Origin of the sequence: Methylomonas rivi (genome assembly GCF_024505165.1) — a bacterium.
GTDB classification, from domain to species: Bacteria; Pseudomonadota; Gammaproteobacteria; order Methylococcales; family Methylomonadaceae; genus Methylomonas; species Methylomonas rivi.
Window position 1 is genome coordinate 1 of record NZ_JANIBK010000139.1, and the last position, 10,391, is coordinate 10,391.

10 protein-coding genes are annotated in these 10,391 nt (G+C 54.2%); 3 read left to right on the plus strand and 7 right to left on the minus strand.

Features of this window, described 5'->3' with window-relative positions:
- Positions 1–43 precede the first annotated feature (43 nt).
- The 4 genes from rimO to NP596_RS17440 are packed head-to-tail and all read right to left on the minus strand — an operon-like array spanning position 44 to position 2,320.
- The gene (gene rimO, locus NP596_RS17425; protein WP_256616667.1) at positions 44–1,354 is read right to left on the minus strand and encodes a 30S ribosomal protein S12 methylthiotransferase RimO; all 1,311 of its coding nucleotides are present in this window, start codon (positions 1,352–1,354) and stop codon (positions 44–46) included.
- A 29-nt stretch (positions 1,355–1,383) separates the two neighbouring features.
- A complete protein-coding gene (locus tag NP596_RS17430; RefSeq protein WP_256616668.1) occupies positions 1,384–1,716 on the minus strand; it encodes a TusE/DsrC/DsvC family sulfur relay protein in 333 nt (110 codons plus the stop codon).
- Positions 1,707–2,000 carry a DsrH/TusB family sulfur metabolism protein gene (locus NP596_RS17435; RefSeq protein ID WP_256616669.1) on the minus strand — a complete coding sequence of 98 codons (294 nt, stop codon included), beginning with the start codon at positions 1,998–2,000 and terminating at the stop codon, positions 1,707–1,709. The genes NP596_RS17430 and NP596_RS17435 overlap by 10 nt, the downstream gene beginning before the upstream one ends.
- A complete protein-coding gene (locus tag NP596_RS17440) occupies positions 2,000–2,320 on the minus strand; it encodes a DMT family transporter (RefSeq protein WP_256616670.1) in 321 nt (106 codons plus the stop codon). The genes NP596_RS17435 and NP596_RS17440 overlap by 1 nt, the downstream gene beginning before the upstream one ends.
- 85 nt (positions 2,321–2,405) lie before the next feature.
- Between NP596_RS17440 and NP596_RS17445 the strand changes: the two genes are divergently transcribed.
- From NP596_RS17445 to NP596_RS17455, 3 genes are all read left to right on the plus strand, one after another.
- The gene (locus NP596_RS17445; RefSeq protein ID WP_256616671.1) at positions 2,406–3,143 is read left to right on the plus strand and encodes a flagellar brake protein; all 738 of its coding nucleotides are present in this window, start codon (positions 2,406–2,408) and stop codon (positions 3,141–3,143) included.
- 101 nt (positions 3,144–3,244) lie between these two features.
- On the plus strand, positions 3,245–6,694 hold the full coding sequence (gene mfd / locus NP596_RS17450) for a transcription-repair coupling factor (protein ID WP_256616672.1): 3,450 nt from the start codon (positions 3,245–3,247) through the stop codon (positions 6,692–6,694).
- A complete protein-coding gene (locus NP596_RS17455) occupies positions 6,688–7,557 on the plus strand; it encodes a GIY-YIG nuclease family protein (protein WP_256616673.1) in 870 nt (289 codons plus the stop codon). The genes mfd and NP596_RS17455 overlap by 7 nt, the downstream gene beginning before the upstream one ends.
- A gap of 90 nt (positions 7,558–7,647) precedes the next feature.
- On the opposite strand, the gene NP596_RS17460 is transcribed toward NP596_RS17455, so the two are convergent.
- The 3 genes from NP596_RS17460 to mltA all read right to left on the minus strand — a co-directional run.
- Entirely contained in the window at positions 7,648–8,178 is a 531-nt protein-coding gene (locus tag NP596_RS17460) for an REP-associated tyrosine transposase (RefSeq protein WP_256616674.1), read from the minus strand.
- 379 nt (positions 8,179–8,557) lie between these two features.
- The gene (locus NP596_RS17465) at positions 8,558–9,247 is read right to left on the minus strand and encodes a hypothetical protein (RefSeq protein ID WP_256616675.1); all 690 of its coding nucleotides are present in this window, start codon (positions 9,245–9,247) and stop codon (positions 8,558–8,560) included.
- Between the two features lie 8 nt (positions 9,248–9,255).
- On the minus strand, positions 9,256–10,391 hold a 1,136-nt coding region (gene mltA / locus NP596_RS17470; RefSeq protein WP_256616676.1), incomplete at its 5' end, for a murein transglycosylase A.

Genomic DNA, 10,391 nt, shown 5'->3' on the forward strand with positions numbered 1-10,391 from the left:
CCGCCGCTTAGCGGCGGGTCTTTTATGCGTTTTGGGCATGCTGTTATATCAGCTTGCCCCATAAATCGTATTCGTCGGCTTCTTCGACTTCCACTTCGACGAAATCGCCGGCTTTAAGATGGGTAGCCCCATCGATGAAAACCTGCCCGTCGATTTCCGGCGCATCGCTTTTGCTGCGGGCAACCGCGCCTTCCTCGACTACTTCGTCGACCAATACTGTTTCGACTCGCCCCACTCGGCGCTGCAAGCGTTCCGCGCTAATAACGGCCTGATGCTCCATAAAGCGGGCCAGGCGCTCTTGCTTGACGTCTTCCGGCACCGAATCCGGCAACTGGTTGGCGGCCGCGCCTTTCACCGGCGAATAGGCAAAACAACCGACCCGGTCCATTTGCGCTTCGCTTAAAAATTGCAACAGCGCCTCGAATTCCTGCTCGGTTTCGCCGGGGAAGCCGACGATGAAGGTACTGCGAATCGTCAGGTCGGGACAAATCCTGCGCCAGGCCTTGATGCGCTCCAGATTATTCTCCGCCGCCGCCGGCCGTTTCATCAGCTTCAAAATACGGCTGCTGGCGTGTTGAAACGGAATATCCAGGTAAGGCAAAATCTTACCCTCCGCCATCAACGGCACCACCTCATCCACATGCGGATACGGATAGACGTAATGCATGCGCACCCATATTCCCAACTCGCCCAAGGCGGCGGCCAAATCGTAAAAGCGGGTTTGCAGGTCTCGGCCGCGCCAGCGCCTATGCTGATATTTCAAATCCAGGCCGTAAGCGCTGGTATCTTGCGAAACGATCAATAGCTCCTTGACGCCTGCATCGGCCAGGCGCTCGGCCTCCTGCATCACATCGTCGATGGGCCGGCTGACCAAGTCGCCGCGCATGGACGGAATGATGCAAAAGGTGCAACGGTGGTTGCAACCTTCAGAAATTTTAAGATAGGCATAATGCCGCGGCGTCAGTTTGATGCCTTGCGGCGGCAGCAAATCCATAAACGGATTATGCACCGGCGGCAGGTGCTCGTGCACCGCGCTCACCACTTCGTCGGTGGCATGCGCGCCGGTAATTTTCAACACCTGCGGATGGCGGGCCAGAATTTCATCCTGCCGCGCGCCCAGGCAACCGGTAACAATCACCCGGCCGTTTTCCGCCAGGGCCTCGCCTATGCTATCCAACGACTCTTCCACTGCGGCGTCGATGAAACCGCAGGTGTTCACTATCACCAAATCCGAATCTTTATAATTGGGCGAGACGTGGTAGCCTTCGCTACGCAGACGCGTCAAAATCTGCTCGCTGTCGACCAGGGCTTTCGGGCAGCCCAAACTGATAAAACCAACGCGGGGGTTACTCATGTATTACTCTCAAAACGTTTAAAATCGGGTTACAAACAGGTTGGCGGTTTGGGCAAACCCGCCAATTTACAGGCGTATTTCAACGGCCCGTCGGGAAATAATTGTTGCAGATAGCGGCTATTGGCTTTGTCGTCGCCCAAGGTCTTTTTTATGGCCGCGGCGAACATGCGCGCATTGGGCAAATGCTGATATTGCCGGTAATAATCGCGGATGAAGAACAGGATCTCCCAATGCGCGGGGCTGATTTCAATACCGTTTTGGCTCGCCAGCGCTTCGGCAACCCGTTCGTTCCAAACGCCGGCGTTCCGCAAAAAACCGTCGGACGTCGTTTCCAGCTCAACGCCGTCCACCATCAGCACCATGTATGAATCACCGGGTTTTTCACCGTCAAACCGACAAATTGCGCGTAATCGATAGGCACAACCCCCGGCAATAACTGCTGATGACCGATGCCGTTCATGGCCAGCACATCGCTTAATGCATAAACATGGCAGCCTTTCGCTAACAAGCCGCTCAGTTTGGCGTTGTCCCGGTGCCCCGCAAAAGCAGCCCAAACCGTGCCTGCTTGCAATACCACGTCATCTCCGCCGGCTATGCGCTCCACCAATGCCTGCGTCAGCGTGGATTCGGCGATCAGATGCAACATTATTCGACGTGAGTCAATTTCAAGCCGGCGATACCGATCACTATCATCATGATGGAAGTCAAACGTATCCAGTCCGACGATTCCTTAAACAGAAATATGCCGATAATCGCCACGCCGACGGCGCCCATGCCGGTCCAAACGGCATAGGCGGTACCCAATGGCAGGGTTTTTAAAGACAGCATCAGCAGATAAAAACTGCCGGCGCCGGAAAAACAAGTCACCACGCTAGGCCATAACTTGCTGAATCCTTCATTGTATTTTAGGCTTAACGCAAATACGATTTCCGAGCAACCTGCTGTAAATAATAACAACCATCCCATCGACTTAGCCTTTTGTGTGCATAATAATTCCAGCTATTTTACAATAGCCGCTTTGTTACACAGCAACATTTAACATATTAATTAAATGGCAACGGAATCCGAATACATCGTTAAAAACGCCAAAATGGTATTTAACCACTTCAATGAATTGGTGACTAAGAAATGCCTGATCTCCGCGCATTTCGGCGACAGGAACACCTCCTTTTTGACGACGATCGTCGAGCTGGATCCTAAAAAAAAGCTGCTGCACCTGGACTGCGGCCCCTCCGAATCGGTCGACTCGCAATTACTGGCCTCCGGAAAGGTGCTGTTTCGCACCGAATATAACGGCATCAAGGTTTCGTTTAGCGCCAAAAACATCCAGAAAATCCAATCGGGCGGCGAGTCCGTTTTGTCCATGCCCATCCCCGACAGCATTTTTTGGATGCAGCGCCGTCAATATTATCGCGTCAAAATTCCTTACTCGCATAACGGCAGCTACTGCCAAATAACGTTTAAATCCGAACAGGACGACACTTTGGAAACGTTGAAATTCCAGTTATACGATCTCAGCATGACTGGAGTTGCGTTTCTCAACCCCGACCCTAAATGGGCTGAACGGCTACAACCCGACTGCCAATTTATCGATTGCAACTTGTACCTCAATAACGGCAATCATGCCATCGTAGGATTTGTGATCAAAAATAACGTCAAGGTCCGCAGCGGCACGCTGACTTTACAGGACAAGATAGGCTGTTTGTTCCAAAGCATGCCCACCAATTTTGAAACCAGCATCCAGCGTTATATGCAGGAAATCGAGCTGCAACAAAAGAACGCCGGCTAACCCAACCCGAGACGGCTAAAAACCGACAATCGACCAGCTTACTGCCGCATCGTGGCATATCGCGTTTATAATTAGGCTGATTTCCGCTTAATTTGATCGTAATGTCGTCTTCAACCTTTACCCAAGCCGCTCTTCCCCAATCCGCCGATACGCCTATTTACTGGACCGGCCTTAAAGGCTGCGGCGACGCCCTGGCATTGGCCAACACCATCGCCCAAGAAAATCGCTTACTGGTTGTCGTTACCCCGGACACGCAGACTGCATTACGCCTGGAACACGAGCTGGCTTTTTTTCTGAATAACGCGCTACCCATTCTGCACTTTCCGGATTGGGAAACCTTGCCTTACGACGTTTTCTCGCCGCTGCCGGAAATCATTTCCGAACGCTTGAGAACGCTGGCAGTGTTGCCGGAGACCAAACGCGGCGCGCTGATCCTGTCGGTGTCCACCTTGATGCACCGTCTGGCGCCGCGCGAACATATATTGGCGCATAGCTTTGCGATAGAAGTCGGCGGCAGCTTGAGCCTTGAACTCACCCGCGCCAAACTGGAAGCGGTCGGCTATCAATGTGTGTCGCAAGTCTATCAGCATGGCGAATTCGCCGTGCGCGGCTCGATTCTGGATTTATTCCCGATGGGCAGCAAACAGCCCTACCGCATTGAGTTATTCGACGACGATGTGGAATCGATCCGCAGCTTCGACCCGGACACGCAAATGTCGCAGGAAAAAATGCGCCAGATCGAGTTGTTTCCGGCCCGCGAGTTTCCGTTTACCGACGAGGCGGTCAAACATTTTCGGCAGGCTTTTCGCGAGCAGTTCCCCGAGTCGTCGCCCAAAAATCCGCTGTACGTCGATATTTCCAAGCAAATCGCCCCGGCCGGCATCGAATACTACCTGCCGCTGTTCGTCGAGCACACCGAATCCTTGTTCGCCTATCTGCCGAAAACCGCCTTGTTCGTCCTGCCGGCCGGCTTTGCCGAGCACGCCCAACGCTTTTATAGCGAAGCCGAAGAACGCTACCAGCAACGTAAATACGATATCGACCGGCCGCTGTTGCCACCGGCAAAACTGTTTCTGTCCACCGATGAAATCCAACGGCACACTGTCGGCTTCAGCCGCATCGTGCTCGACAATCACGCCGAACAAGGGCATTCGTATCATTGCAAAACCCTGCCCGACCTTGCCATCGATAGCCGCCTGAAAGAGCCGGCGCAACACTTGCGCCAATTCATTGAGGGCCTTGACGGAAAAATCCTGTTCGTGGCCGAAACCGCCGGCCACCGCGAAGGACTGATCGACAAACTGAAAAGCCTCAAACTGCAGGTCAAACCATTGCAAAGCTGGCGGGAATTTCTACAAAGCGGCGAGTCCGCCTGCATCGTGGTGGCGCCGATGGATCAAGGGCTTTGGCTGGATACGCCGCCGATCGCCATCATCACCGAAAGCCAACTCAGCGGCGCCAAGGCCCAACAACGTCGCCGGCGCCGGCAATCGGCCGCCCGCGAGCTGGAAAACATCTTCAACAACCTCAACGAACTGACCATCGGTTCGCCCGTCGTGCATCAAGAACACGGCGTGGGCCGCTATCTGGGCCTGCAGACCTTGACGGTCGCCGATATCGAAGCCGAATTTCTGATGTTGGAGTATGCCAACAACGACAAGCTGTATGTGCCGGTCTCCTCGCTGCATTTGATCGGCCGTTACAGCGGCATCTCCGCCGAAAACGCCCCGCTGCACAAACTCGGCACCGAACAATGGAGCAAGGCCAAGAAAAAGGCCATGGAACGGGCTCGCGACGTGGCCGCCGAGTTGCTGGATATTCACGCCAAACGCGCCGCCCGCCAGGGTTTCGCGTTCGACGTCGACAACACCGACTACAACGCCTTCGCCGCCGCCTTCCCTTTCGAGGAAACCCCGGACCAACTCAGCGCCATCGACGCCATACTGCAGGACATGGCCGCCACCCAACCGATGGACCGGGTGGTCTGCGGCGACGTGGGCTTCGGCAAAACCGAAGTCGCCATGCGCGCCGCCTTCGTCGCGGTGCAAAGCGGCAAACAAGTGGCGGTGCTGGTGCCCACCACGCTATTGGCGCAACAGCATTATCAGAACTTCCGCGACCGTTTCGCCGACTGGCCGGTACGCATCGAAGTGATGTCCCGCTTCGTCACCGCCAAACAGCAAAAATCCGTGACCGACGAACTGGCGGCAGGCAAAGTCGACATCATCATCGGCACCCATAAATTGCTGTCCAAGGATATGAAATACCAAGCCTTGGGGCTGGTAATCATCGACGAGGAACACCGTTTCGGCGTGACCCAAAAAGAGCATTTCAAGAAGTTGCGCTACGAACTGGATATGCTGACGCTGACCGCAACGCCGATTCCGCGCACACTGAACATGGCCATGGCCGGCCTGCGCGACATCTCCATCATCGCCACCCCGCCGCCCAACCGCCACGCCATCAAAACCTTCGTCACCGAATGGATAGACTCGCAGGTGCAGGAGGCCTGCCAACGGGAAATCAAGCGCGGCGGCCAAGTGTTCTTCCTGCACAACGATGTCAAGACCATGGACAAAATGGCTCGCGAACTGGCGGAATTGGTGCCGGAAGCCCGTATCCAGATCGCCCACGGCCAGATGGCGGAACGGGAATTGGAGCAAATCATGCTGGATTTTTACCACCAGCGCTTCAACCTGCTGATCGCCAGCACCATCATCGAAAGCGGCATCGACATTCCCAGCGCCAACACCATCGTCATCAACCGCGCCGACAAGCTGGGCCTGGCGCAATTGCACCAGCTGCGCGGCCGGGTCGGCCGTTCGCACCATCGCGCCTACGCCTATTGCATCGTACCGCCCAAATCGCTGATGACCAAGGACGCCATCAAGCGCCTGGAGGCTTTCGAAACCTCCGGCGAACTGGGCGCCGGTTTCATGCTGTCTTCGCACGACATGGAAATACGCGGCGCCGGCGAGCTGCTGGGCGACGAACAAAGCGGCCAAATTCAGGAAATCGGTTTCACACTGTACACCGAATTGCTGGAGCGCGCTGTCGACGCCCTAAAATCCGGCAAACAACCGGAACTCGATGCGCCGTTCGATTCAGGCCCCGAGGTCGACTTGCAAACCGCCGCGCTGATCCCGGAAGACTATCTGCCGGATATCCATGCACGGCTGGTGCTATATAAACGCATCGCCAGCGCCGACGGCGAGGACGATTTGCGCAAGCTGAAGATCGAAATGATAGACCGCTTCGGCTTGCTGCCGGATCAGGTCAAGGCCCTGTTCGCCATCACCGAATTGAAGCAGCAATCCGCTCATTTGGGCGTCAAGAAAATCGAAGCCCATGCCACCGGCGGCAGAATTGTATTCGGGGCTGCACCGAAAATCGATACCGCCGAATTGATTAATATGATTCAAAGCCAATCGCAAGTGTATAAATTCGATGGCGCGGATAAGTTACGCTTTACCCACACCTTTAAAGACATGGAAGACAAGGTGGCGTTTTTGGAGAAACTATTGCAACGCTTGCAGAGTAAAGCATGTTAACGCTAGCGGATTTGTTCCAATATTACGGTTTAAAGCCCGAGAAAATTAAGCTGGTCAGACATGGAACAGAAAAAACCAGACAAAAGAAGAATGTCCAGTTAAGTATCTTGGAAATTTTTCAGACCGATCTCGAAAAATTTTGTTACTACCAAAGTTTCCAACAACCGAAAAAATTTTCTAAGGCCGAACATATAGCTTCCTTTGCAAGAACGCGCGGTACGACAGCATTATTTTTAGGCGTTTGGGATATTAAGGGGAAACTGCCACCCACTGAATTCAACGAACAGTTATTAAGCCGTTTTCGGGAATTCCAAACTGAATTTGATTGGACGGAAGAGATGGTTTGGTACGACTTGCAAAGAAACCCGACCATGAACGAGCTTTCCCAGCGCTTGGTCATAGATTGGGGCAAAGGAACTTTAGCTTGGGTACAAAATGGCTCTACAATCAAAAACATCCTTGAAATTAAACCGCAAAATCCAATTGGCCAGTTCAAATCCTACGACGAAATCCTTTTGAGCTATCAAGATTTGAAACTTCTGATCAAAGAAGACGCCGCAAACTCCGACTGGCTAGCCAGATTGTCCGCAGTCAAAGGAGTTTATTTGATTAGAGACCGTTTATCAGGAAAGCTTTATGTCGGTTCGGCCTATGGCGACAAAGGCATTTACGGACGTTGGGCCGAATACGCGAAATATGGACACGGAAACAATCAACAGCTTATCAAGCTCGACTGTAACCACTTTGAATTCTCGATTCTGGAAACTCTCCCCTTCGGTTTCGATGATGAAGATGTTATCGCTCGGGAAAAACGCTGGAAGGATAGACTTGGCACTCGCCAATTCGGCTTAAACGGTAATTAAAAGACGCTAAGTCCGTAAGGGCCGTAGGCTGGGTAACGCGATAAGGTGCGCCAAATTGGATGTGCCGACGTAGGAGGCGCATCGGTCGCGTCACTCAATACCATTAATCTCGTTGTTGTCATTATGCCCCCAATTTATTTGATAAATGCCTTGTTTTACATAACGGTGAAAGCTTGAATAAGGCCAATCGATTACATTTTGAACATGCCCGTGTTTTACCGGATTCCAATGAATATATTCGACATGACGATTGAAATCGTCTTGGTCTTCGATTAAATGCGCCCATAATCGCCGCTGCCATATTCCTCGTTCACGGCGTTTTTGACGGCTTTTTGAAATTCTTTCGCCGTGGTCGATTGCCCTGGAAAATCTTCCTTTCAACATATTCCATCTGACAGAGAAATCTCCGTCGTAGGGCGGTAATGTCCAAATGCAATGCAAATGTTCCGGCATAATGACGATGGCATCAATATGAAAAGGTTTGCGTTGTTTTACATATCGAAAGGCATTTCGTAATTCATCAATCTTATCAATCAGCAGGGCATTGTTTTTCCGTTCGGCAAGATTGACGGTGAAAAACCACATGGCTTTTGGCATGTAAAAACGTCGGTATTCTGTCATGCTGTGTTTGATACTCGAGCGATGCGCCTCCTAACGTCGGCACATCCTATTAAGCCACAATTAGCGGAGCTCCATCACATTTGGAAGGGCAGCTTATTAGCCTTTTCTTCTCGCCGCAAATTAAATTTTATCTGTCTGGAAGGGGTCGATCACGACCATTCGTAATTTCAATAAAGCCGCCATTCCCCCAACGCGACAGCGCTTCACATGAGGTAATGCGATCATGGCGGCCGGATTCGACAGATTGAAGCGCGAGGCAGCATGGACGGCGAGACCGGCTGCCGGAAACCACCGTGCCCTTGGGGTCGACTTTACCCGCAAAGGGGCAAGCCGGCGATGGCGGGGGAATTAGTTACGGTTGCCGTTATCGGCGTTTTCATTACTGGTCATCCGCCGTCCGATAAAGGGGCAACCAGGTCGAGTCGCTGAGTTGTTCGTCCATGGCCTTGCCGGGGGCGCATTGGTCGGAAAAGTATTGCGCGCTCATCCAGCCGTCGCCTCGGCGCCCCATGTAGCTGTTGAAATAGAAATCCAGCGCGTGTTTCCGCGCCAAGGCTTCCGGCACGCCCAACAGCATGGCCGCGCGAGCGTCGCGCTGAATGGCCTGGCATTCGGTGCGGGCTTCGTTGCTTTCGCCGCGCACGTGCATGCTTTCGTGGGTGAACATGTGCAGTGCAAAAAAGTCTTCCGGGTTGGCGGTTTTCGGGTTGTCGACGTAGTCCATCAGCGTGGCGCACCAGCCGTGTTGAAACACGATTTGCCCGGTTTCGATATTGGCATGACCGGCGGCGAACTGTTCGCCGTCGAACATCGTATCGGCCACGCTGTTACAGTGCACCCGCGCCGGCCGGCCATCGGCCAGTTGCGTGGCCTTGGCGGACAGCAGTCGCTCGAAGCGCCAATATTTGACGGGCTGCCAGGCGAATCCCGCCGACAATGCAATACAAGCGATCAGATAGGGTTTGAAGACAGGCTGGGGTTGCGAATAGCCGCGCCGCGGCACCCTGGCCGCCCGGACTTCCCGAAACGCCAGCCAGGCAAAAATCGCGGCGGCCATGATCCACAACATCGTTGGAATTATCCGACGGCCACGTGCTTGGGCACCAACAAAAAGTAACGGCCGCGCGATTTCATGACGCCCGCCAGCTCCCCGGCCTGTTTGTCCGCCCCCCAGTAAACGTCGCCCCGTATCACGCCCTTGATTGCGCCGCCGGTGTCCTGAGCCATGACCAAGCGCCGGAGCCGCTGCCGGCCTGCCGGATGTTCGGCATCCAGCCACAGCGGCACGCCGAGCGGCAGATAGTTTTTATCCACCGCGAGGCTGTAGCCGGCCGTCAACGGCACGTTCATCGAACCGATCGGGCCGTCGGCCGCGCGCGCATCGGCGAATTTGAAAAACACGTAGGATTGATTTTGCAGCATCAACTCGCGCCCTTCCTTTGGATGACGCATGATCCAGTCGCGGATGCTCTGCATCGAAATGGCGTCGCGGGCGATTTCGCCGCGATCGACCAAGGTTTTGCCGATGGCGTAATAGGCGCGGCCGTTCTTGCCGGCGTAGCTCAACGCGCGAACAGTGCCGTCTTCCATCAAAACATGACCCGAACCCTGAATTTCCAAGAAAAAAGCATCGATGTCGCTATCGACCCACAGTAATTCCAGACCCTTGCCGGATAAGGCGCCGGCGTTGATTTCCGCGCGTTCGTAATAAGGCACCAAACGACCGTCGAGCAGACGGCCGGTTTGACCGTTGCGTTTGACCAAATCCTTGGGCATGCCGTAAACCGGCACCCAATAGCGCGGGCCGGGCCGCGGGGACCCGCGCAGTTGCGGTACGAAATAGCCGGTGAACAGGCCGTCGAAATCGCCACTGTTGGCGACGGCGTAAGGCCTGAACCAACGTTCGAAAAACTGTTTTTCCTGTCCCCGCTGAACGTTGATGTTACAGAGTTTTTTCCAATCGCCTATCCGCCCCAATCCGAAAACGCCGCTCAATGGCCTGTCGTCGGGTTGGACGCGCCAAGCGGCGCAGGAGCGTTGAAACGATTGAAATGCCGCGCCGTGGTTATCCTGATGCCAGCCCGGCAGTTCGTTGAACTCGGTCGGAAAAATTTGCACCGCCGGCTCGTTTTTCAGCGCCAGCGGGGGGCCAAGGCGGGGTTGCAGTTCCGCGGACGGCGGTTGCCGCGACATAGGCGCGGGCGCATGGAGGC